Genomic DNA, 20,072 nt, shown 5'->3' with positions numbered 1-20,072 from the left:
TCCCGCCTCTTTTTACTTATACTGCTGATCTACAGCTTGATATCCAAACGATGTCCCTTATACGGATGCACCGGCGGCTCGTCTTCTGGGAATTCCTCGTCCGTTCCATCCGCTTTCTTGCGGGTTCCCCGCTTATACCCGCCATCATTCGCACCGTCTTGATCCGCACGTACTTGAGGCTTCGAGGATTGCTCGACCGCCGTATTCTGGTTGCGCAGTTCTTCCGTTTGCTTTGTCGCCTGATTCGCCAGCATGTTCTGCTCCGTTTGCGGACGCTGCGCAGCCTGCTGCTGCATGCTGCTGAACTCCTGCGTACGCGGAACCGACATTTGAAGATCCAGTGGCTTAAAGGTCATTCAAGCCGCACCTCCCGTTATTTGGACTTGCGGGTCTTTTAAGGGTGATAAGGAACCATCGCGATATCTCCCTCCATTAACCGGAAGGAAACGCGCTGAGCGCTGTCCTTGACAAATTTGGTATAGCGTCCGATCACGATTTTGGATCCGCCGTACGCGGTTCCGCTTACATTTATTCTGGAACGGTTCGTATCCTCCAGCGTCTTCTCAATCTCCAGCATGCGTGCCTTCGACTCATCGATCAATACGCTCGTCTGCCGTTTGGTTGCATTGAGCTTTGCACGCAGCTCCAGCCGGTCAGGCGTCAATTGGCCGGCAGCCGCCATTTGATCCAATATGACAAGCGCCTTCTCCGTCTTCTCATTGCTTTCGAAGGATTGCTTGATCGTGGCGCGCAGCTCAACAAGCTCCTCTCGAAGCCGAGGATTGACACCAACCTCGATTGCTGTTGCTGTGGACATGGCATTGCCGAGCGTGCGCGCAACAACCTGCTCCCCTGCCTGTATTATACCTCCGACAATTAGTCCTTTCGCTCCGGAACAAATGACATTTTTGCCCGCTTTGACGGTTGAATGCATGATGCTTTGCGAGACGATTACATCCTCTCCAGCAAAAACATGTCCGTCCTGTATAAAGGAACTGCGAACATTCCGTCCCGCCTTGACATGCCCCTTGTTGCTTGCCATAATGCCGCTTGTGATCTCGATCGATCCATCCGACTCCAGCTCTGCTCCCTCTACGCCGCCAACTACGCGGATGTCACCTGATGCCCTCACTCTGAACCCGGTCAGCACATTGCCGCGAATTACCACTGTGCCTACGAAATCGATATTGCCGACACTGTAATCGACATCCCCATTCACCTCGTACACGGGAAATACATTGATCTTTCCCTTGTCCGTAATTGTAATGAGTCCGTCAATTGCTGCATAGAGAGCGGTTTCGCCATTTTGAACAACGTTTTTCCCGATTTTGAAGCGGGCTTTTTTGCCGAATTTGGGAGGAATGACTTCACCGGTCACCATCTTGCCTGAGGAACCGGAGAGCGGCTCCACAAGCTCGGCGATCAATTGACCGCGTGTGACGTTTTTCAGCCTGGTTACTTCTTTCAAGTCCACCTTGCCGTCTTGATCCTCCGCAGGCTTATGCTGCTTGCTGTCTTCCATGTCATAGACAAACCGAATTGCTCCGTCCTTTCCTACTCCGGGAGCTTCCCCTTGTGCGATCATGGTCTGCTCCCTGCAGTAGGCTAGCGGATTTCTGCATATTTGATCCAGCACATCGATTCGGAGTCCATGGACAACACCTTTGCTGCGTACAAATTGTTCTAAATCCGATGACGCACATACAAAATCTTCCGTAATCCGACTGAATGTTAGGAAGGCAGACAGCTTGTCAGCTGAAGTCTGGATACGCAGGTATGAATCTAATTGAATATTGTCCACCTTACTCCCTCCTCTCTAATGCTGCATTAATTGATCTTTATGTTTAGCCAGTGCTCCACGAAGTCTCAATATAGCTTTGGAATGGAGCTGGGAAATTCGCGATGGGGATAGCGACATCACTTCTGCGATTTCGCTCAACGACAATTCTTCGTAATAAAACAGTGATACAACCGTTCTTTCTTTCTCCGTCAACCGTTCAATGCCTTTGACCAGCGATTCTTTCAAATAAAATTCGTGAACTTTGTAATCCGGATTTTTCGCTTTGTCATCGATGAGCAGCGACATGCGCGTCTCCGATTCTTCTTCGCGGATCGGATCTTCGAGTGAACAGATCGTTGCGACGGAGATGTCCTGCAGCATATTGGTAAATTCTTTTTCAGTTACCTGCAAATACGAGCTGACCTCCAGATCCGTAACCGAGCGCATATACTGCTGCTCCAGATGCTGGTAAGCCTCCTCGACCCGCTTTGCTTTCTCGCGTACGGAACGCGGCACCCAATCGCCTTGACGCAAACCGTCAATGATAGCGCCGCGAATGCGCCAAGAAGCATACGTCTCGAATTGCAGACCGCGCAAATAATCAAACTTCTCGATCGCATCGATCAGGCCCATGACGCCATTGCTGGCGAGATCGTCTTTAATGACGTTCTTTGGCAGACCGATTGCCATGCGATTCGTTACATACTCGACCAAAGGCAGATACGTTTCAATCAATGCCTTCTTCGCTTCAAGATCACCGTGTTCTTTCCAAGCTTGCCACATCTGGATGTTAGTCAAATGAGGCGTCTTCAGCTCAGCCATCGACTCACTCTCCTGTCAGGTGACGTAATGCCTTCGCCAAATCTTCTGGCTGTTGTTTGTTCGTTGCAGATACGAATTGCGGAGGCGTCAGCGGACGGAAGTCCGGAGCCGCTTCATGATTGCCCACGCCTTTCTGTTCCTGTACTTCCGCCGAATTAGATCCTTGCATTTGCGCTTTCAACAACTCATTCAGATCTTCGCCCTCGTCCGGGGTCGTCATATCAAGCGAACTGCCTTTTGTTTCATCGCTATCTTGCGAATCTCCGATCATCGCCGGGGGTTTCAGTATAAAAGCCATTAGAAAACGGGCCGGATAAGCAAGCGCGAAAAACGCGATGAACGCATAAAGACTTCTAAGCATGATCACGGATAACGGATTGTTGCCGATGGAGAAGAGAACCGTCAGAACCACACCCGTTAAGCCGAATACCACATTCCACCGCCAAGTACCTTGCATCTTAAATCTCCTTTACACCATGCTGCACGCTTCTGATGAGCAAGATTCCCTTGTAACTGTCGAACTCTACTGTTCTGCCGTAGTTGCCTCCCGTATCCGTCCCCAGAATCGGGATGCGATAGTGCTGCAGGATGGCTGTACAAGACTCTACATTGCGCGGTCCGATCCGCAGCGTATCCGAGCCGCCAAGCGCGAACATCTGGGCTCCGCCCGCCATCTTGGCTTCTAGCCGGTTTAACCGGGCGCCTGCGGCTTGCATTCTTTCAAGCAGTTCCGGAATAGCCGTGTCTGCGTATTTCGCCTGATTAAACTGCGCTTCACGAGCGATCTCCGACGAAGGAAGCATCACATGCGCCATACCGGCAACTTTGCTCTGGGAATCGAACAGCGTCAATCCAACACATGATCCCAGTCCCGTTGTTTTCAGAACGGCACCATCTATTGCGATATTCAGATCGGCCATGCCCACCTTCACCAACGTTTGCCCTGTCATCCCAGTTCGACTCCCAATGCCTTAAAAATTTTGTTAAACGATTCCGGATCGGGGATTAGGAAAAAATGTCCTTCCAGCGATTGCCGATCTTCCAGAAACGTCGTCTCGATCAATAAGGCGGAATCGCCCATCTCTCCGAATTGCATTAAGCCGTAGCTTAGTATTGCGCCTGCCATATCATGAGCAATTGCGGGAACGGATGGCACCATCGGCAGTTGTGTGAAATCGGCAAGTGAAGACAAATAGGAGCCCGCTAATATATTGCCGATCTCACATAATGCGGACAGCTCCATCTCCGAGTAACCATCCTCATCCTGATGATTCATCGACAGGAGCTGATTCAAGATGCGCTTGGCCGACTGCTCTTCAATAATAAAGAACATATTGCCTGGAGCCTCGCCTTCTACCCTTAGGAAGACAGCAAGCACGATCTGCTCCGCGCCGCCAACGCGATCTGCCACTTCCTCAAACGGCAGCAGGCTGACCTTTGGAACCGCCATATCGACAGGCTTGTCCAACAGCTTGGACAATGCGGTAGCCGCATTGCCCGCCCCAATGTTGCCGACTTCCTTTAGCACATCCAATTCAAATGCTTTAAAAGAATCGAATAACGACACAGGTTATACCTCAAGCTGCTCGAGCTGAATAATTTCGTTTTTGTTGAGCACTTCCGAAAGGTTCAGCATAATAAGCAAGCGTCCTTCCCCCAACTTGGCAATCCCGCGAAGATACTTCGCTTTGATGCCCCCGACAATTTCCGGCGGTGAATCGATCGTATCGGTGTCGATATCGATGACATCGTTGGCCGAATCTACGATAAAGCCCACTTCCAGGTCTTCGACGGCAACAACAATGATACGGGAGTGCTCGGTATGTTCCGTCTCGGACAAGTTGAACCGGCCTCTAAGATCGATCACTGGAACAACGACACCACGCAGATTGATGACTCCCTTGATGAAGGTTGCGGTCTTCGGGACGCGAGTAATGGGCGATAATCTTTCGATCGTACGGACTTTGTCGACTTCAATCCCATACTCCTCCTTGCCTAGCGCGAACACGATAACCTTTAATTCTTCTCCCATCGAAAACCCCTCCTTATTTAATCAGTGCATTCGGATCGATAATAAGTGCAACCTGTCCATCACCCAGTATGGTAGCCCCGGATATCGCATGGATTTGAGTCAGGTATTGTCCAAGTGTCTTCAATACAATCTCGCTTTGGCCGATGAACTCATCTACCATTATCGCTGCCCACTTGTCCCCTTTGCGGATGACAATAATTTCGGTTTCTACCTCTGTTGTCTCGTCATAATCCGGCGACTCCAGCACTTTGCTAAGTGATACCAGCGGAATGATCGAATTGCGGAACTGAATCATTTGATTGCCGTGAACCTGCAGGATATCGGCCCGCTTTATGATTCCGGTCTCTACGATCGATGTGAGTGGAATCGCATATTTCTCCGATCCCAGCTTAATGAGCATCGCAGAGATAATGGACAGTGTCAGCGGCAATTGAACGGAGAATTTGGTGCCTCTGCCAAATGCCGAGTCGACGGTTACATTGCCGCCAAGCGAGGTGATCTTCGTCTTCACGACATCAAGGCCAACTCCGCGGCCCGAGATATCGGAGATTTTATCTGCCGTACTGAAGCCTGCGGCAAAGATCAGCATATTGATCTCTTCCGGAGTCAGTTTGCGGCCTTCCTCTTCCGTTACGACCCCGTTCTTGATCGCAATCTGAAGCACTTTCTCCTGATTGATGCCGCTGCCGTCCTCTTCCACTTCGATGAACACATGGTTCCCGCTATGATAAGCGCGCAGATGAATCGTCCCGGTCTCTGGCTTGCCTGCTGCAATACGGTCGCCAACCGTCTCAATGCCATGGTCGACGGAATTGCGGAGCAAGTGGACAAGCGGATCGCCGATCTCGTCGATGACCGTACGGTCAAGCTCGGTATCTGCGCCTGTAATAACCAGCTCGATTTTTTTGTCCAGCGACTTGGCAAGATCCCGAATCATTCTCGGGAACCGGTTAAATACCGAATCAACAGGAACCATCCGCAATTTCAATACGATACTTTGCAGGTCGGAGCTGACTCTCGCCATGTGCTCCACCGTCTCCGTCAGATCATTGCGCTTCACTTCACTCGCGAGCTGCTCCAGCCGTACCCGGTCAATAAGCAATTCGCTGAACAGGTTCATCAGCGTATCCAAACGTTCGATATCGACACGTATCGTTCTGGCTACCGCCCCTCCGGTCGCAGGAGGCGTCTTCTTGGCCGGCTCCGATGCTTGCTTCGCAGTGCTTGCCGCAGCCGGCGCTTCCGCTGGCGATGCAACAGCTGCTTCCGCAGCAGCTGCCGCTGGCGCTGTTGTCAGTGAAGCCAATGACTCAGGATCAAGTGGCGTTACCTGAACAGTCGCGATTTCCGAGATGTTGCCAATTTGCTCAAGCAGCTCTGATTCTTTCAGGGATGAAATGGTAAAGACGGAAAACGAACGGTCAAACTTCTCTTGCTCCAGGTCCTGTACGGAGGGATCAGACTTTACGATCTCGCCGTTGCGCTCCAGCAGGTCGAACACCATATAAGAGCGGGCAGCTTTGAGGACACAAGTCTCCTCCAAGGATACTTGGACGAAAAATGGCTGGTGGCCGCTCTCCATCGATTGCAGCAGAATGGACGACTGGAATTGGTCCAGGAGCGCCGCATTTGTTGAAATGGATGGTGCAGCTGCAGCCGCCACCGGTGCAGGATCAGCAGAGCCGCTCTTATAGTCGCTTTTCAAAATCGTCTGGAGCGAAGCGACTATAGCCGTGACATCGGCTTTGCCTGTGCCGCCCGCCACGATATCTTGTACCATCGCCTCAAGCGCGTCGAGCCCCTTGAACAGCGTATCGAATATAAAACTGTCCATCTTCAGCTTGCTGTTGCGCACCAGGTCAAGCACGTTCTCCATCTCATGCGTCAAAGCCGCCAAATCTTCAAATCCCATCGTCGCTGACATGCCTTTCAGCGTATGCGCTGAGCGGAAGATCGATTGCACAATGCTTAAATCATCAGGGTCGCTTTCCAGTTGAAGCAGGTTTTCGTTCAAGGATTGAAGATGATCGTTGGATTCGTCGATAAACATGGACAAATACGCGTTCATATCCATTTCCAAGCACCTCCTGTTAGTATGATCGTAATCGGAACTTCTTTTATGTCAATATTGTGCTAGCAAGCCGCCCGGCAATACTATGCAAAGGAAGGACATGCTGTGCTGCTCCGCATTCAACGGCTGCTCTCGGCATTCCGTATACGATACATGTTTCTTCGGATTCTGCGATCGTCGTGGCAGCTCCGCCATCGGACAGAGCCTTCAGTCCCTTGGCCCCGTCGCTGCCCATGCCTGTCATAATAACGGCATGCCATTCGATCTCAGGGAAGGGCAGCAGCGATTCAAACATCACATCTACCGACGGACGATGGCCGTTGCGCTGCGGCTGATCAGTCAAACGAATAAAGTATCCGGCAGCGTCCTTGCCCAGCTCCATATGCTTCCCGCCGGGAGCGACGTGTACGACGCCCGCGCTCACCCGCATCCCTTGTTCCGCCTCTACGACGGTTAGAGCGCTGAAGCTGTCCAGCCGCTGCGCCAATGATTTCGTGAATTTGGGCGGCATATGCTGGACGACGAGCACAGGTGCCGGAAAACCGCTCGGCAAGGAGCATATGACCTCATGGAGCGCTCTTGGACCGCCAGTAGATGTGCCAATAGCGACAATATGCTTAAAGGTCCCTGCTCCTGGCGCCTTCCGAACAGCTTGCTGTTGTGCAGCAGTTGGCTGCACTGTCGGCTGCTTGGATGACAGTCCGCCACTTGCCGCTATCGGCCGCTTCTCCAGCTTGGCTGTTTTTTCTGCTGGCTTCGGCGCTGCGGACTTCCGCTTCTCCTCCGGCATAGGTTCCAGCTTGGCTTTATGTAAAGGGGTTGCCGAAGGAGGAGGCGTTTCGGTTGGCTTCTGCTTTGCCTTGATGCGAGGCTCTGGCTTAATATCCGTCTGCGCCGCTGTTTCTGGCTTCTGTCTCTCCGGCAGGGTTCCCGTTTTGCTTCGTCTGGCGAATACCGCAATGCGCAGCTTCTCCAGCAATTGCTCGCCTACTTGATGGATATCGCCTGACTTCGACATGGACGGCTTACGAATAAAGTCCAGTGCGCCGTACTGCAGCGCTTTGATTGTATCGCGCGCATTGTCTTCGCTAATGCCCGAGAGCATGATGACCGGCGTCGGAGTCTGCTTCATGATGAGCTGAAGCGCTTCGATACCGTTCAGCACCGGCATCTCCAGATCCATCGTGATGACATCCGGCTTATGCTCTGCCGCAGCCGCTACAGCTTCTGCGCCATTGGTTGCAGTAGCCGCGATAACAAATTGCTCATCCTGCTTGATGAGATCGCTGATGATTGTCCGCATGAACGCGGAGTCGTCCACTACTAGAACGCGATAGGTTGCCAATCGTATCTCACCTCAATTCCAAAGGATTATCTTGAGAGTCTGAACCATTTTGTCAAAAATCCTTTGACACCGCTTGAATCCCTGCGGGTTAGCGGCATGTCCAAAAACGTTCTAGCTATTCGCCCTACCGCAACAGCTGATTCGCATTCCGGATATGCGATCATAAACGGTACTTGACGTTTCACTGCCTTCGATACAAGCGGATCATCTGGAATCATGCCCAGCGATGGAATATCGGAATGTAGGAAGCGGCTGGCGACAAGACTGATTTTTTGAGCGGTCGCTTTTCCTTCCCGCTCATCGGAAGCACGATTGACGATCAGCTTGAACGCGACACTTTGATCCATGGACTTCACCATTTTGATCAAGGCGTACGCGTCTGTCAGGGAAGTCGGTTCAGGCGTCGTCACAACTATCGTTTCTTGCGCTGCTGTGATGAATTTGACCGTTTCCTTGGATAAGCCCGCTCCCGTATCGAATAGAATAACGTCGTATTCGCCATGAAGCTTCTCTACCTCAGCTGCAAATCTGGCAAGCTGATCTTCCGACAACTCCAGCAAATCCTTGAAGCCCGAGCCTCCTGCGATATAGTGCAATCCTTCCGGCCCGGTGCATACAATATCCCAGATCGTCTTCTCTTGCTTCAAGAGATGATAGAGGCTGTAAGCCGAGGACTGCCCCATCAGCACATCAATGTTGGCCATCCCGATATCCGCGTCGAACAGAAGCACTTTTTTGCCCAGCCTTTGCAGCGCTAGGGCGAAATTCAGGCTAAAGTTCGACTTGCCGACTCCGCCTTTGCCGCTTGTAACTGTAACGACTCGTGTTTCCTTCCGATCCATGCGATCATCTTGCTGTCTGACCATATGTCGCAATGCTTCGGCTTGGTCATTCATGTTCAGCGTCTCCAAGCAGCAGGTCTACATAGCTGCCGGCTTTGAACCGCTCGATATCATCGGGCACGTTCTGGCCGCTGGCCAAATGCGTAGGGTACAAGCCATAATTCAGAACCAGATTCATAATGGCTCCGTATACCGTCGTTTCATCAAGCTTGGTAAATAACACTTTTTGAATGCCGAATTTGGAGAATCTCTCGGCGATTATAGCCATGTCCGTAGTTTTGCCTGTCAAGCTGAGCACAAGCACCGTCTCATTCGGCTCATTGGACTGCAGGAGACTGATGACTTCGGATACATGAAGCTCACTTCTGAAATTGCGTCCTGCCGTATCCATCAAGATCAAATCCCGTTCGGACAGGGCCTTGTAAGCTTTGGGCAAATCCATCGGAGAGAATACGACCTCCAGCGGCACATTTAGAATATTCGCATACGTTCGGAGCTGGTCTACTGCTGCAATCCGGTACGTATCCGAAGTAATAAATCCGACATTTCTGCCGCGCTTGATCGTTTGCTCCGCCGCCAGCTTTGCTATGGTTGTGGTTTTGCCGACCCCTGTCGGACCTACAAAATGCACCACACGCGCTTCTCTGCTAATCTCGGCATTGCTGTATGGATGAATCCACTCTACCAAAATTCGCTTGGACTCACGCCAGACCTCTGTGCGGTCGTAGACCCGCTCTGCACTCTTCTCAGATTCCCGCAGGGCTTCAATCAGCTTGTCCGTCCACTCATCGTCCAGTTCCTGCTCTAGCAATCGTTCTTTCAACGCGATCATCGGTTCAGAGAGGATATGAAGCTCGTTTTGCTGCCTGGATAGCTTCACCATGTACTCTCGCAAATCTCGAATCTCGTTAATGATAAATTGCTCGCGCTCCATTCGCTTATCCAAGATCGCTGGTGCCGCTTGAGGCGCTGGAGGATCCATGACCGCCGCAGCCGCTCCATTCCGCTGAGCTGTTTGCAGAATCTGCTCGACGACTGCATTCACTTCCGGCGACGGCTTGCGCTGTGGAAGCTCCGCCTGCGCGTGCTTCGAAGCTCCGGATTCTATGGCTGCTATCACTTCCATCCTTTTCTTGCGGAACATGCCCATAAACCCGCCGACCTTAATTTCCTTTGTATCCAGAATGACCGCGTCCTTGCCAAGATCCGTGCGAATCATCGACACCGCCTCAGGGAGAGCATTCACTACGTACCGCTTTACTCTCATAGATTAACCACCCCTACACTCTGGATTTCAATATTCGGCTCAAGCTCGCTATAAGACAATACCGGAACTTCCTGCATCGTTCTTTCAATAATTTGTCTCAAGTACATCCGAATCGTTGGCGAAGCCAGTACGATCGGCTGCTGACCGGATTGAATCTGCCGGCTCACATGCTCGTTAAGCTTCTGATAAATTTGCTGAGTAGATACCGGGTCGAGCGCAATATAGCTACCTTGGTCGGTCTGCTGCACGGACTCCGCGATTCGCTTCTCAAGCTGTGGACCTACCGTTATGACACGCAGTGTGTCGCCTCCTGGGGAGAATTGCTGCGTAATCTGGCGAGACAGCGCTTGCCGCACATACTCCGTTAGAATATCAGGGTCCTTCGTATAATGACCGTGATCGGCCAGCGTCTCGAAGATCGTAACCAAATCCCGTATCGAGATTTTTTCTTTAAGCAGCTTCGCCAGCACTTTCTGTACATCGCCAATGGTCAGAATGGATGGAATCAACTCGTCGATAAGAGCCGGATACGACTCCTTTACATTCTCGACCAGCATCTTCGCTTCCTGGCGACCAATCAGCTCGTGGGCATGGCGCTTTATGATCTCGGTAAGATGAGTCGCTACGACAGACGGCGGATCAACCACGGTATAACCCGACAGCTCTGCGCGCTCCTTCATCGCTTCGTCAATCCAAATGGCCGGTAATCCGAATGCGGGCTCCATCGTTTCGATGCCTACGACAGAATCATCCTCGAAGCCCGGGCTCATTGCCAAATAATGATTCAGCAGCAAGTCGCCGCGTGCAACAGTGTTTCCTTTTATTTTGATGACATATTCATTTGGCTTAAGCTGGATATTGTCCCGGATACGAATGACCGGAACGACCAATCCAAGCTCAAGCGCGCACTGTCTCCGAATCATGATGATACGGTCAAGCAAGTCGCCGCCTTGCTGCGTATCCGCTAGCGGGATCAAGCCATATCCGAATTCGAATTCGATCGGATCTACTTGCAGCAGGCTGATCACGCTTTCGGGACTGCGAACTTCCTCGATCTGCTGCTCCTCGACCAACATTTCATCCTGTTCAAGCTGCTTGGCCTGCTTCTTCTGCATGACATAGGCGCCGACACCCAGGATAATCGCGAAAGGCCAGGTGCTTAGAATGCCGATTGGCGTTAAGCCAAGAACTGCAATCGTTCCAGCCGCGATGTAGAGCATCTTCGGATACTTGAACAGCTGCGAGGTCAGATCTTCGGACAGATTACCTTCGGACGCGGCACGCGTCACGATCAGACCAGCTGCAGTAGAGATTAAGAGTGCTGGAATTTGCGCAACCAGACCGTCACCAATCGTCAGGATCGAGAACGTCGACAGCGATTCGCCGAATGCCATGCCATGCATGGCCATCCCGACGATAAAGCCGCCGATAAGGTTGATAATCAAAATAATGATGGTGGCGATCGCATCGCCTTTGACGAATTTACTCGCGCCGTCCATCGCGCCGTAGAAGTCGGCTTCTCTCTCGATCTTCGAGCGGCGCTCCCGCGCTTGCTGCTCATTGATCAGGCCGGAGTTCAAATCCGCGTCAATACTCATCTGCTTGCCGGGCATCGCGTCGAGCGTAAATCTCGCTGCAACCTCGGCCACGCGCTCCGAACCTTTTGTAATGACGATAAACTGAACGACAACGAGAATGAGGAACACGATAAAACCGATGACAACCTCACCGCCGCCAACCCAGCTTCCGAAGGTGGCGATAACTTCACCCGCTTCGGCATTCTGGAGAATGCTTCGGGTTGTCGAGACGCTTAGTGCCAGACGGAAAAGAGTTGTGATCAGCAATATTGCCGGAAAGATGGAGAAGTCGAGTGCTTCTCTCGTATTCATGGCAACCAGCAATATGATCAAAGCAATCGAAATATTCAATATGAGCAGCAAGTCAATGAGGAAGATCGGGATCGGGATAATCATCATGAGTACGATTCCGATAATTCCGAGAATAATGAACAAATCCTTAGCTTTCATGATGTCTTCCTCCCCCCTAGCGTTTGTGAGATCAAGAACCGCAGCTAGCGTCCCTTCATCTTATATACGTAAGCCAGCACTTCGGCCACAGCCTGGAACAGGTCTGCCGGAATGGCATCCCCGATCTCGGCCCGCTCGTACAGCGCTCTGGCCAGCGGCTTGTTTTCCATCGTGATGACGCCGTTCTCCTTGGCAATCTCTTTGATACGCAAGGCCACGTGATCCATCCCTTTGGCCAATATAGTCGGTGCTTCCATCTTGGAAGCATCATACTTCAAAGCGATGGCAAAGTGTGTCGGGTTCGTAATGACGACGTCGGCTTTCGGGACGTCCTGCATCATTCGCTGCAACGCCATTCGGCGCTGCCTCTCGCGAATACGTCCTTTAATGAGGGGATCGCCCTCGGATTTCTTATATTCATCCTTAATATCTTGCTTGGACATTTTAATGCTTTTTTCATGCTCATACCGTTGATACAGAAAATCGAGAAAAGCCAGCACCGCCAATACGGCGCCGATTTGAATCCCCAGTTTAATCGTCAAGCCTGCGGTGAAAGCGAATATTCGTTCAAGGGGCTGCATCGATAACGATAGCAGTTGATCCCACTCACGCGTAATGGTCGTGTAGACAAGTACGCCGATAATGCTAACTTTCAATATGCTTTTGAAAAATTCCACTAAGCTTCGCATTGAGAAAATCCGTTTAAAGCCTTCAATCGGATTCAGCTTGTTCAGCTTCAGCTTGAGCGGCTCCCCGGTTAGCAGGAAGCCAAATTGAATGACGTTGCCCACAATGCCAATTACCATGACGATTGCGAATATAGGAAGCAACATGACAAGTAACTGTTTTGTAATGCTTAGGAACAAATCCATTACATTTTCCGTTGTCACTTCCATCGTAAGCCAGTGTTCGAACAAGCCGCCGAACAGTTCGTTGATATGCGACTTGTAATAGTTGCCCAGCATGAGAAAGGAAGCGAAGGCGAATAAAAGGATAAATGCGCCCGGAAGGTCGGAAGACTTCGCGACCTGCCCCTTCTTTCTGGAATCCTGGCGCTTCTTTGGCGTCGCTTTTTCTGTTTTCTCTTGGTTGAATAGCTGCAGATCCAGCTTCAAGCGATAGTGTCGCACCGATACAGCCTCCTATTGCCCTGCAGGCGGTCCTTGTACTATACCGAACAGCCCTTCAATCGATTGGAACATGATTGTGAACAGCTTGTCGAATAGCATGGCCATTCCAGGCATCAGCAAGATGAGAAGGAACAAGCCAAGCAATATTTTCAGCGGGATGCCGACAACAAATACGTTGAACTGCGGGGCTGTCTTTGTTAAGAAGCCAAGCCCGACATCTGCCAGAAACATCGCCACGACAAGCGGCGCGGCAATCTGTAGTGCCAATAGGAATGTATTGCTGAATACCCGAACCAGATATTCCGTCAAGCTGCCATTGAGCAGTTGGCCGAACAATTCATTATCCAGCGGCATCCATTGATAGCTGTTCATGAGGCCCGACAACAAATAATGATGTCCATTCATCATCAGAAACACGACCAGCATCAGCATATACTTGAAATTGCCAAGCAGAGGCGCGGACACTCCCGTATGGGGGTCGACGACGTTCGCCATTGCGAAGCCGATCTGCATATCCATAAAGGCCCCGGCTGTCTGCACAACCGCAAAAAACAGAAAAACGACAAAACCGATCATAAGTCCGATCAAAATTTCTCTCAAAATTAAGATGACATACTCAGCTGTGTCCGGTACGATCGTCTGGCTCATGCCATACGATAGGAATACCAGAAAAGACATAAAAAAACCGAGGCCAATCTTAAAGGTATTCGGGACGCCGCGCGACGAAAAAATCGGCGCTACGACGAAAAACGCAGTAATTCGACAAAAGATTAACAAAAAAATAGGAAAACCTTGTACGATTGCATTCATTCACTCACAACCTAACCGATATAGTGATGAAGATTGTTCAGTATACGGTAAGTGAAATCGACAACCGTATTCAGAATCCACGGTCCAAATACGATAATAGAAATAAAGACAGCTACAATCTTCGGAACAAAAGCAAGCGTCTGCTCTTGGATCTGCGTAGTCGCTTGGAACACGCTTATCAATAAGCCGACAACCAACGCAAGAACGAGCATCGGGGCACTGGCTTTTAATACCGTATAGACAGCTTCTCCCGCCAATCCGATGACAAAGTCAGCACTCATCCTGTTCCCCTCCAGCTTTCATCATGTATTGAAACTGAGCAGCAACGACTTCACGATCAAATACCAGCCATCTACCAACACGAATAGCAGCAGCTTAAACGGCAGTGATATCATGATTGGCGGAAGCATCATCATCCCCATCGCCATTAGCGTACTGGCTACGATCATATCAATGACGAGGAATGGGATAAAGATCATAAAGCCCATCTGGAATGCTGTCTTCAATTCACTGATTGCATATGCGGGAATGAGTACCGTGAGCGGAATATCCTCGAAGGATTCAGGCTTTTCCGTTTTCGTATAATTCATAAATAATAGCAAGTCTTTCTCTCGTGTATGAGAGAACATAAATTTCTTCATCGGAACAGCTGCCTTGTCGAATGCTTCCGTCTGAGAGATCTCTCCCTTCAGATAAGGCTGCAAGGCTACTTCATTCACTTGACCAAAGGTCGGAGCCATAATGAACAGGGTTAGAAATAATGCCAAGCCAATGATAACCTGGTTAGGAGGCATCATCTGCGTACCTAGAGAAGTACGAACAAATCCAAGTACTACAACAATTCGTGTGAAGCTCGTCATCAGCACCATAATGGCTGGCGCAATGCTTAGTACGGTAATGAGCAGCAGAAGCGACAAAGCGCTTGTTCCCGGCTGTTCCCCTTCGCTTCCTCCGATATTTATGGAGATATCGGGCAGCGGCTCAGCAAATGCTTGAGTATGTATCAAGAGGGACAGCAGCAGGATCGCCGTAAATGAAAGCCACCTCTTATTTCTCATGATCCATCAACCGTTCATTCTTGTTTTGGTCTTGCAGCATGTCCTCAAGCTGCTGCTTGCGGTCAGATTGCTTGTTCAGCTTGCTCTGCAGCATCTGCTCGAAGGACGAGGAAGAATTCCATTGCTCTTTCCCCGGTTCAGCCTGTGCCGAACGCCGATTCCGCCATTGCTTGACCATATCCGTCAAATCCTTTGGCGACCAGGCTGTATTCGTCTGGTTGTCCAAAGCCGCGATAAGCTCGGCAGCTTCTTCGGAATCCACAAGCTTGTCTAGCAGCGTAATCTGCTGGCCTACTCCAACGATGTATACCCGACCACCAATCTCCACGACCTGGACGGAGCTGTTCTGTCCAAGAGCTATGCCGCCTAGAGAACGCATCGAGCGATTGGCTCCCCAGAGCTGGTTGCGCCTTGACAGCCACTTGATGACGAGAATGATCAGAGTAATGACGATGGCAAGCGCCACCATGACCCAAACCATATTGCCCAGCAGCTCGCCTGGGCTTGTGTTCGCAATATCGATCGGTTGCTCGATATCGGAGTTGCTGCCGCTGGAGCCAGCAGCAGCGATGGTTGGCAAAGTCGCAAGCCCGATGATGGTAAGGATCGCCGCGTGCATTCTTGATTTCCCCATAAGAAATGCCGTTAGCCGAGCGTTTTCTTGATAGCTTCGATTACGCGATCAGCTTGGAAAGGCTTCACGATAAAATCTTTGGCACCTGCTTGAATGGCGTCAATAACCATAGCTTGTTGTCCCATTGCAGAGCACATGATGACTTTGGCGTTGCTGTCCATTTTTTTAATTTCCTTGAGGGCGGATATACCGTCCATCTCAGGCATTGTAATATCCATTGTGATCAAGTCTGGCTTCAGTTCCTTGTATTTCTCAATAGCTTGTGCGCCGTCTGGGGCCTCACCTACTACTTCGTAACCATTTTTAGACAAGATATCGCGAATCATCATGCGCATGAAAGCAGCATCATCTACGATAAGAATGCGGTTTGCCATCTTCATTTCCTCCTAGGATGTTATTGTAATTTTTGAATGCGGTCCCATTGGCTAACGATATCCGTGACACGAACGCCGAAGTTCTCATCGATGACGACGACTTCTCCCTTGGCGATGAGCTTGTTGTTGACCAGAATGTCAACAGGCTCGCCTGCGAGCTTGTCCAATTCGATGATGGAGCCTTGCGACAACTCCAGAATATCCTTAATTTGCTTCTGGGTCCTTCCTAATTCTACAGTGACCTTCAGCGGAATGTCGAGCAATAAATTCAAATTCGTTCCGTCAGTCGGCGCATAAGGAGGCTGGCTGAAATTCGCGAATTGTACAGGCTGGACATTCACATTGCGACTGGCGCTTGGGGCGAATCCGGCCGGAGGCGCACCATATGGATCGTAAGCCGCTGCCGGCTGTCCAGCAGGCTGTGGAGGCGCTTGATGCGTCATCGCTGGCGGAGGCGCCGGCACACTGGTAGCAGCCGTCTGCTGCACCGCCGCTTGTTGTTCCGCTGCTGCAGCAATCTGCTGGGTTGCAGGCGCGTCGGACGGCGCTAACGGCTCTTCCGCCGTTCCCATCAGGGTTGAAACCATCTGCTTCGCGAAGGAAACCGGAAGCAACTGCATAATGGTCGAGTCGATCAGATCTCCTATCGTCAGATGGAACGAAATTTTAATAAATACATCAACTGGCGGCAAGTGATTCATGCCGTCACCGTTGTTCACATCCAGAATATCGATGCCTGGCGGCGAAATGTTGACAAATCGATTAAAGATGGTAGACATGGACGTCGCGGACGAACCCATCATCTGATTCATAGCTTCTTGTACAGCGCTGATATGAATTTCATTCAGCTCTTGAGCTGTTACTTCTCCTTCACCGCCAAGCATAAGATCGGCGATGACTTGGGCATCCTTCGTACGAATCACCAGAGAATTAATGCCCTCGAAGCCGTCCACATACTGAACGCTGACCGCTACATGCGGCTTAGGAAAAATATCGCCAAGTTCCTCGCGTCTGACCAGCGTAACCTGAGGCGTCGTAATATCTACCTTTTTGCCCAGCAAAGTCGACAATGCAGTAGCCGCGCTGCCGAATGTAATGTTGCCGATCTCGCCCAAAGCATCTTGCTCCATCGAGGACAGGTAATCGGAAAGCTGCACTTCATTTGATGGAGACAGTACGTCATCTGGTTCATTGGAGGATTGACGAAGCAATGCGTCGATTTCCTCTTGTGACAAATAATCTTTACTCATCATAATCTTCTTCCGCTCCTTCGCTCACAATCTCTTCCACCTGAACAGCCATCTTGTCCCGAATCGAGCCAGGGCTGCCAATAAATTTCAACTTCTCACCAACTTTTATTTTCAGACCTTCATCGACTGATTTATTGAGCGTTAGCACATCGCCGAGCCCCAAGTTCAAAAACTCAAGGATCGTTATCGATGTTTCTCCCAGCTCCGCTACAATTGGCAGCTTGGCTTTATTGACGCGTTGCTCCAGAATTTCAACCTCTTCCGGAATCCGCTCCTTCTTCTGCGACACAAACCAATGATGGACAGACAATCTTGGCATAATCGGTTCCAGCACGACATGCGGGATACAAAGATTGATCATGCCCGTTGTATCGCCGATTTTGGTGCTGAATGAGATAAGAGCAATCGTTTCGTTCGGAGATACGATCTGCATAAACTGCGGATTCGTCTCCAGCGCTTCCAGTCTCGGCGAGATATCGATAACCGTCTTCCACGCTTCCTGCAAGCTGTCGAACGTTCTTGCGAAGATGCGCTCCATTATCGTCGTCTCAATCTCAGTCAAATTGTTGATCTTCGATGGCGCAATGCCTTGTCCGCCTAACAAGCGATCCAGCATAGCGTAAGCGACGTTCGGATGAACCTCCAGCACCATGCGTCCCTCGAGCGGTTCAGCTTCGAATATGTTCAAAATCGTCATCTTCGGAATGGAACGGATAAACTCGTCATAAGGCAATTGTTCTACGTCAACGACGTTGATTTGAACAAACGTGCGAAGCTGCGCCGAGAAATAGGTTGTCAAATATCGCGCGAAGTTTTCGTGAATGCGTGTCAAGCTTCGGATATGATCCTTCGAGAAACGAACGGCACGCTTGAAGTCATATACACTAACCTTGCGCGAAATTTCTTCCTTCTTTAAGTCCTCGGCATCCATTTCACCTGAGGACAACGCAGCGAGCAGCGCGTCAATTTCGTTCTGCGATAAAACATCAACCAATTCTCTCACCCCCTTCGAGGAATATCGCTACAGATGGATTTACATTTTTGCAACCATAATATTCGTAATTTCTACCTTCACAAGCTTGCCTTTCGGCAGCACAGGGTTAATCAAGTTTAGCAGCTTCGCTTCCAGCGCGTCCTCGCCAATAGATCCGCTAAGATCTTCTGCGGTCGTATCCGCAAGCGTACGGCTAATGATTGGCTTTATCTCGATCTCCAGCAGCTTATCGAAGTCTTCTTTTGCTTTCTTGGAATCTAGCTGGAACGCAAAGCTTACGATGACAACATTTTTGGAATCCGCCAGGTTACGACGGAAATCCTTGAGCTCTGATGTTACCTCCACGCGTTCTTTCGCTGACAACACTTCGATCTTCACAGGCTTTTTCGCCGCCTCTGCGTCTGACGGATCATTGATCAGCGAGCGGAACAAAATGATGGCCACGATTGCGATGAGCGTAATGGATAGCAAAATGGTTATTAACCAAGGCAACATTTTTTTCATGTCGAAGGACCCTCCTGTTATTCACTCTTTTGGGCCGCTGCAACGAGGCCAATTGTTTGAAGAAACTGCTGATTTAGCTCAATGAGCTCGCTAGTCTTCTCTTTAACTACCAGCTTGTTGCCGGTCGTAAGCGTTATAACCGTATCAGCAGCCTCTTCAATCAATTCAATAAGAAGTGCATTTATTGTTACTTTCGTTCCGTTCAAACGCGTTACGGTAATCATCAGCTACCCCCCTCTTATGTAGGGGAGGCTGATAGCCTCCCGCTTAGTTCATCCCTTTATTAATTAACGCTTCAGGTTGACAACTTCCTGCAGAATCTCATCAGATGTCGTTATGATTCTGGAGTTGGCCTGGAAGCCGCGCTGCGCGACGATCATCTCTGTAAATTCAGCCGTCAAGTCGACGTTCGACATCTCCAGCTGGCCGGAGATAATAGCGCCCGTACCAAACTCAGGGTCGTTGGCAGCCAGCAGTTCGAACTCGCCGTCCGGGTTCGCGTTTACTGTCATCCGGTACAAGTTGCCGCCAAGCTTCTCAAGGCCGCTTGGGTTAACAACCTGCGCCATACCGAGCTGCGCAACCTCTACTTGACCTTCAGGCGTAACGCCAAGAATCATACCGTCCTGACTGATGCTGAATGCTGTAACTTCCTCATCCAGAATAATCGGAGCGCCGTCAATGCCAAGTACGAACAATCCATCCGCAGTAACCAATTGACGTGCCGCATCCAGGTTGAAGTTACCCGCACGCGTCAGCATCATCTCTGCGCCGTCGCCAGCGGATACAACAAAAAATCCGTCGCCGTCGATACGTACGTCTCTTGCCTGGTTCGTCGTCATGGCGCTGCCTGCCGTATGAATGGTATCAATAGAAGCAATTGATACGCCAAGGCCGATTTGCTTCGCGTTAACGCCGCCGCGCTCGCCATCCTCAGGAGCGGTTACACCCGCTACCGTCTGACTTAGAATATCCGAGAACATGACGCGGCCAGCCTTAAAACCGACCGTATTCACGTTTGCGATATTGTTGCCGATTACGTCAAGCTTGGTTTGAAACCCTCTCATACCGGAAACGCCTGAATACATGGATCTGAGCATGCTTTATTCCTCCAATGGGTTGTATTTGACTC

Annotated in this window: 23 protein-coding genes; all 23 read right to left on the bottom strand. The window is 50.5% G+C overall.

The genetic code is table 11. The features are described from left to right. Positions 1-29: 29 nt before the first annotated feature. Positions 30-356: a hypothetical protein gene (locus D3P07_RS16445; RefSeq protein ID WP_119801342.1), complete on the bottom strand. Its 327-nt coding sequence runs from the start codon at positions 354-356 to the stop codon at positions 30-32. A gap of 38 nt (positions 357-394) precedes the next feature. Then, the gene (locus D3P07_RS16440) at positions 395-1,801 is read right to left on the bottom strand and encodes a flagellar assembly protein A (protein ID WP_119801341.1); all 1,407 of its coding nucleotides are present in this window, start codon (positions 1,799-1,801) and stop codon (positions 395-397) included. 15 nt (positions 1,802-1,816) lie between these two features. Next, positions 1,817-2,602, bottom strand: a complete 786-nt coding sequence (locus D3P07_RS16435) for a FliA/WhiG family RNA polymerase sigma factor (protein WP_119801340.1) — start codon at positions 2,600-2,602, stop codon at positions 1,817-1,819. A gap of 4 nt (positions 2,603-2,606) precedes the next feature. Further along, positions 2,607-3,059 (bottom strand): hypothetical protein, encoded by a 453-nt coding sequence (locus D3P07_RS16430; RefSeq protein ID WP_119801339.1) that lies wholly within the window; start codon positions 3,057-3,059, stop codon positions 2,607-2,609. A 1-nt stretch (position 3,060) separates the two neighbouring features. Beyond that, positions 3,061-3,552, bottom strand: a complete 492-nt coding sequence (locus D3P07_RS16425) for a chemotaxis protein CheD (protein ID WP_119801338.1) — start codon at positions 3,550-3,552, stop codon at positions 3,061-3,063. After that, positions 3,549-4,169, bottom strand: a complete 621-nt coding sequence (locus D3P07_RS16420; protein ID WP_119801337.1) for a chemotaxis protein CheC — start codon at positions 4,167-4,169, stop codon at positions 3,549-3,551. Before D3P07_RS16420 ends, D3P07_RS16425 begins: the two co-directional genes overlap by 4 nt. Positions 4,170-4,172: 3 nt before the next feature. Then, positions 4,173-4,634, bottom strand: coding sequence for a chemotaxis protein CheW (locus D3P07_RS16415; RefSeq protein WP_119801336.1), 462 nt, complete (start codon positions 4,632-4,634; stop codon positions 4,173-4,175). Between the two features lie 13 nt (positions 4,635-4,647). Then, positions 4,648-6,708, bottom strand: a complete 2,061-nt coding sequence (locus D3P07_RS16410; RefSeq protein WP_119801335.1) for a chemotaxis protein CheA — start codon at positions 6,706-6,708, stop codon at positions 4,648-4,650. 43 nt (positions 6,709-6,751) lie between these two features. After that, the gene (cheB, locus tag D3P07_RS16405; protein WP_119801334.1) at positions 6,752-8,050 is read right to left on the bottom strand and encodes a chemotaxis-specific protein-glutamate methyltransferase CheB; all 1,299 of its coding nucleotides are present in this window, start codon (positions 8,048-8,050) and stop codon (positions 6,752-6,754) included. Between the two features lie 26 nt (positions 8,051-8,076). Next, positions 8,077-8,946, bottom strand: a complete 870-nt coding sequence (locus D3P07_RS16400; RefSeq protein WP_119801333.1) for a MinD/ParA family protein — start codon at positions 8,944-8,946, stop codon at positions 8,077-8,079. Beyond that, on the bottom strand, positions 8,939-10,159 hold the full coding sequence (gene flhF / locus D3P07_RS16395; protein WP_119801332.1) for a flagellar biosynthesis GTPase FlhF: 1,221 nt from the start codon (positions 10,157-10,159) through the stop codon (positions 8,939-8,941). Before flhF ends, D3P07_RS16400 begins: the two co-directional genes overlap by 8 nt. Further along, a complete protein-coding gene (gene flhA, locus D3P07_RS16390; RefSeq protein ID WP_259391543.1) occupies positions 10,156-12,186 on the bottom strand; it encodes a flagellar biosynthesis protein FlhA in 2,031 nt (676 codons plus the stop codon). The genes flhF and flhA overlap by 4 nt, the downstream gene beginning before the upstream one ends. A gap of 44 nt (positions 12,187-12,230) precedes the next feature. Then, on the bottom strand, positions 12,231-13,316 hold the full coding sequence (flhB, locus tag D3P07_RS16385) for a flagellar biosynthesis protein FlhB (RefSeq protein WP_119801330.1): 1,086 nt from the start codon (positions 13,314-13,316) through the stop codon (positions 12,231-12,233). Positions 13,317-13,328: 12 nt separating this feature from the next. Further along, positions 13,329-14,126 carry a flagellar biosynthetic protein FliR gene (gene fliR / locus D3P07_RS16380; protein WP_119801329.1) on the bottom strand — a complete coding sequence of 266 codons (798 nt, stop codon included), beginning with the start codon at positions 14,124-14,126 and terminating at the stop codon, positions 13,329-13,331. 11 nt (positions 14,127-14,137) lie between these two features. Beyond that, positions 14,138-14,407 carry a flagellar biosynthesis protein FliQ gene (gene fliQ / locus D3P07_RS16375; RefSeq protein WP_119801328.1) on the bottom strand — a complete coding sequence of 90 codons (270 nt, stop codon included), beginning with the start codon at positions 14,405-14,407 and terminating at the stop codon, positions 14,138-14,140. Positions 14,408-14,428: 21 nt separating this feature from the next. Further along, positions 14,429-15,184 (bottom strand): flagellar type III secretion system pore protein FliP, encoded by a 756-nt coding sequence (fliP, locus tag D3P07_RS16370; RefSeq protein ID WP_119801327.1) that lies wholly within the window; start codon positions 15,182-15,184, stop codon positions 14,429-14,431. Further along, a complete protein-coding gene (locus D3P07_RS16365; protein WP_182914361.1) occupies positions 15,174-15,803 on the bottom strand; it encodes a flagellar biosynthetic protein FliO in 630 nt (209 codons plus the stop codon). The genes fliP and D3P07_RS16365 overlap by 11 nt, the downstream gene beginning before the upstream one ends. 26 nt (positions 15,804-15,829) lie before the next feature. Beyond that, positions 15,830-16,192 carry a response regulator gene (locus tag D3P07_RS16360; RefSeq protein ID WP_119801325.1) on the bottom strand — a complete coding sequence of 121 codons (363 nt, stop codon included), beginning with the start codon at positions 16,190-16,192 and terminating at the stop codon, positions 15,830-15,832. Between the two features lie 20 nt (positions 16,193-16,212). After that, positions 16,213-17,445 carry a flagellar motor switch phosphatase FliY gene (fliY, locus tag D3P07_RS16355; protein ID WP_119801324.1) on the bottom strand — a complete coding sequence of 411 codons (1,233 nt, stop codon included), beginning with the start codon at positions 17,443-17,445 and terminating at the stop codon, positions 16,213-16,215. Next, on the bottom strand, positions 17,435-18,436 hold the full coding sequence (fliM, locus tag D3P07_RS16350) for a flagellar motor switch protein FliM (protein WP_119801323.1): 1,002 nt from the start codon (positions 18,434-18,436) through the stop codon (positions 17,435-17,437). Before fliM ends, fliY begins: the two co-directional genes overlap by 11 nt. Before the next feature lie 39 nt (positions 18,437-18,475). Next, on the bottom strand, positions 18,476-18,940 hold the full coding sequence (locus D3P07_RS16345) for a flagellar basal body-associated FliL family protein (RefSeq protein WP_119801322.1): 465 nt from the start codon (positions 18,938-18,940) through the stop codon (positions 18,476-18,478). A 17-nt stretch (positions 18,941-18,957) separates the two neighbouring features. Then, positions 18,958-19,164: a flagellar FlbD family protein gene (locus D3P07_RS16340; protein ID WP_119801321.1), complete on the bottom strand. Its 207-nt coding sequence runs from the start codon at positions 19,162-19,164 to the stop codon at positions 18,958-18,960. A gap of 63 nt (positions 19,165-19,227) precedes the next feature. Then, entirely contained in the window at positions 19,228-20,040 is an 813-nt protein-coding gene (gene flgG, locus D3P07_RS16335) for a flagellar basal body rod protein FlgG (protein WP_119801320.1), read from the bottom strand. Between the last annotated feature and the right edge of the window lie 32 nt (positions 20,041-20,072).

Origin of the sequence: Paenibacillus sp. 1011MAR3C5, from assembly GCF_003591485.1 — a bacterium.
GTDB lineage: Bacteria > Bacillota > Bacilli > Paenibacillales > Paenibacillaceae > Pristimantibacillus.
The sequence above is the reverse complement of the archived record's forward strand: the minus strand, read 5'-3'. Positions and strand labels throughout refer to the sequence as shown.

Coding starts and splice junctions, on each gene's coding strand:
- fliQ (WP_119801328.1), bottom strand. CDS start 14,407: ATGAGTGCTGACTTTGTCATCGGATTGGCGGGAGAAGCTGTCTATACG.
- D3P07_RS16415 (WP_119801336.1), bottom strand. CDS start 4,634: ATGGGAGAAGAATTAAAGGTTATCGTGTTCGCGCTAGGCAAGGAGGAG.
- flhA (WP_259391543.1), bottom strand. CDS start 12,186: ATGAAAGCTAAGGATTTGTTCATTATTCTCGGAATTATCGGAATCGTA.
- fliY (WP_119801324.1), bottom strand. CDS start 17,445: ATGATGAGTAAAGATTATTTGTCACAAGAGGAAATCGACGCATTGCTT.
- D3P07_RS16345 (WP_119801322.1), bottom strand. CDS start 18,940: ATGAAAAAAATGTTGCCTTGGTTAATAACCATTTTGCTATCCATTACG.
- D3P07_RS16435 (WP_119801340.1), bottom strand. CDS start 2,602: ATGGCTGAGCTGAAGACGCCTCATTTGACTAACATCCAGATGTGGCAA.
- D3P07_RS16340 (WP_119801321.1), bottom strand. CDS start 19,164: ATGATTACCGTAACGCGTTTGAACGGAACGAAAGTAACAATAAATGCA.
- D3P07_RS16360 (WP_119801325.1), bottom strand. CDS start 16,192: ATGGCAAACCGCATTCTTATCGTAGATGATGCTGCTTTCATGCGCATG.
- D3P07_RS16445 (WP_119801342.1), bottom strand. CDS start 356: ATGACCTTTAAGCCACTGGATCTTCAAATGTCGGTTCCGCGTACGCAG.
- flgG (WP_119801320.1), bottom strand. CDS start 20,040: ATGCTCAGATCCATGTATTCAGGCGTTTCCGGTATGAGAGGGTTTCAA.
- fliP (WP_119801327.1), bottom strand. CDS start 15,184: ATGAGAAATAAGAGGTGGCTTTCATTTACGGCGATCCTGCTGCTGTCC.
- D3P07_RS16430 (WP_119801339.1), bottom strand. CDS start 3,059: ATGCAAGGTACTTGGCGGTGGAATGTGGTATTCGGCTTAACGGGTGTG.
- fliR (WP_119801329.1), bottom strand. CDS start 14,126: ATGAATGCAATCGTACAAGGTTTTCCTATTTTTTTGTTAATCTTTTGT.
- D3P07_RS16410 (WP_119801335.1), bottom strand. CDS start 6,708: ATGGATATGAACGCGTATTTGTCCATGTTTATCGACGAATCCAACGAT.
- flhF (WP_119801332.1), bottom strand. CDS start 10,159: ATGAGAGTAAAGCGGTACGTAGTGAATGCTCTCCCTGAGGCGGTGTCG.
- D3P07_RS16365 (WP_182914361.1), bottom strand. CDS start 15,803: ATGCACGCGGCGATCCTTACCATCATCGGGCTTGCGACTTTGCCAACC.
- D3P07_RS16425 (WP_119801338.1), bottom strand. CDS start 3,552: ATGACAGGGCAAACGTTGGTGAAGGTGGGCATGGCCGATCTGAATATC.
- D3P07_RS16400 (WP_119801333.1), bottom strand. CDS start 8,946: ATGAATGACCAAGCCGAAGCATTGCGACATATGGTCAGACAGCAAGAT.